This window comes from Bradyrhizobium sp. MI1.7 (genome assembly GCF_055811795.1).
Genome location: NZ_JBVVPO010000195.1, coordinates 1 through 1,572, shown reverse-complemented (window position 1 = coordinate 1,572; position 1,572 = coordinate 1). Strand labels below are relative to the sequence as shown.

General features: G+C 58.8%; 4 protein-coding genes. 1 reads left to right on the top strand and 3 read right to left on the bottom strand.

Annotated elements, in window-relative coordinates; translation table 11 throughout:
• Positions 1–291: hypothetical protein (locus AC0L3X_RS47045; protein ID WP_354219105.1), on the top strand; the 291-nt coding region annotated here is incomplete at its 5' end.
• Between the two features lie 9 nt (positions 292–300).
• On the opposite strand, the gene AC0L3X_RS47040 is transcribed toward AC0L3X_RS47045, so the two are convergent.
• The 3 genes from AC0L3X_RS47040 to AC0L3X_RS47030 all read right to left on the bottom strand — a co-directional run bounded on the left by AC0L3X_RS47040 (position 301) and on the right by AC0L3X_RS47030 (position 1,382).
• Positions 301–531, bottom strand: coding sequence for a DUF6894 family protein (locus tag AC0L3X_RS47040; protein WP_014494432.1), 231 nt, complete (start codon positions 529–531; stop codon positions 301–303).
• Positions 532–579: 48 nt separating this feature from the next.
• Entirely contained in the window at positions 580–780 is a 201-nt protein-coding gene (locus AC0L3X_RS47035; protein WP_231141863.1) for a hypothetical protein, read from the bottom strand.
• Between the two features lie 353 nt (positions 781–1,133).
• Positions 1,134–1,382, bottom strand: coding sequence for a hypothetical protein (locus AC0L3X_RS47030; protein ID WP_014494430.1), 249 nt, complete (start codon positions 1,380–1,382; stop codon positions 1,134–1,136).
• Positions 1,383–1,572 lie beyond the last annotated feature (190 nt).

Sequence of the window (1,572 nt, the reverse complement as noted above, 5' to 3'; positions counted from 1 at the left end):
GGCGGCCAATGGGACACGACGATGAAGCACACCGCAGAACGACCCTATGCAGACCCGGATGCGGCCGCGCGCAAGCTCGTCGAGCTCGCGGCCAGCGTCGCGGCCGTGCAGGACGGCCGCATCTACATCGAGCGGATCAACGGGCAGTTCATGATCGAGCTGAAGGGCAGCGGGAGCGAGTTCGGCGCCGGGCTCAGATACGCCATCGAGCGCGGCTGGTTATCGAAGCATGAAAGCGGCACCTACGTGAAGCTGATGCCGCCCGGGGAAGATCTGCTGACTCGCAAATAGGAACCGTCCTTACTGCTTCGTCCTACTTCTGTCGAAAATGAATGCGGCTTGAAACACCCGCTCAACTTCTGTCCTCACTTCCACGGAAACGTCCTGCCGTATGGTGGCAAAGTCCTTTGCCAAGTTCGCAAGCGACCTAGCGGCTTCGACCTCGGCCTCTTGCTGAGTGTCGAATTCCAGACCTTCCTCGTCCGGGTACAAACCAGTGTCGTCCCGGATGTCGAAGTAGTACCGGGTCATAAGCCGCCCTCATTCGAGGGAGAGCATAGAAGAAATGTTCGCGTGTTCCTATTCTGGCGGCTGCAGTCCGGGTGATCTCAACCACTCGCTCAAGTGCGAGCCGGTCTCGGCCTGTCTGGCCTTGCGGAGGAGAGCTTCTCGCTCGAAGCCGGCAGGGAGCTTCTTGGCTAGCTCTCTTAAGCGTACGGCTTCTTGGGCAAGACGTTCTTCGAGGGACACAGTTTGTTTAAAACGACGGCGTCGCTGCATGACACACCTCGATCTTACGGGTCCTAACCGTTGGGTTTGAGTTCTTGCAGCCTAACGCGCGGGCAGTTCCGTGGTCTGTGCCCTAGTGAACACAAGTTCCACGCGATAACGCGGGAACCTCGGATCACAATTGAATGTTACTTATCGCGGGCAGCCGGAGGGGAACGCCATGGAAATGGACCTTGCCGAGCGCTTCTTTTTGGGTCTCGCATTCATAGGTGCAAGCTGCCTCTGTGTCGTTTTCTCCGTCTGGATGCTTACTTGAAGTTCTGGCCCGCCAGCGTGAACCGGCCGCCGGACTTGCTTTTCCGCACCCAACGACCAGCAGTAGCCCGCGCTCTCGACGAGCCACCTCACGCCCTGCCGCCTGCCGGATAAGCACGGGTGAACTCTCCTTGGCGCTTGATGCGGTTGTAGCGAAAAGTGCAGCCGTGCGCCCGGGCAAAGACCTCCGCCTCTGCAATCGCGATGGCACGCGTGCCGCCAAACGCACGCTCGATGTAACGGTCCCGAATTATCAATTTCTGGTTCGACCCGACGTCATCCAAAACCGTCGCTAGCTTAAGCAGGAAGTCTTCGCGCGTCTCCATAGGGACAAACATGCAACGGCGAACGCCTGAATGCCAGCAAGGAGCTATGAAAGGCGAAACCTCGCCGCACAAATAGCCCGTCCTCAGTCTTTGGGCGGGAATGGATGGACGACGGCTTTTGCGTCCGTCGCCTGTGCGATCAGGACTGCAATTCCGTCCAGCGTTTGTCAGTCGTTGATTCCGAGCGACAGGCGCCGATACC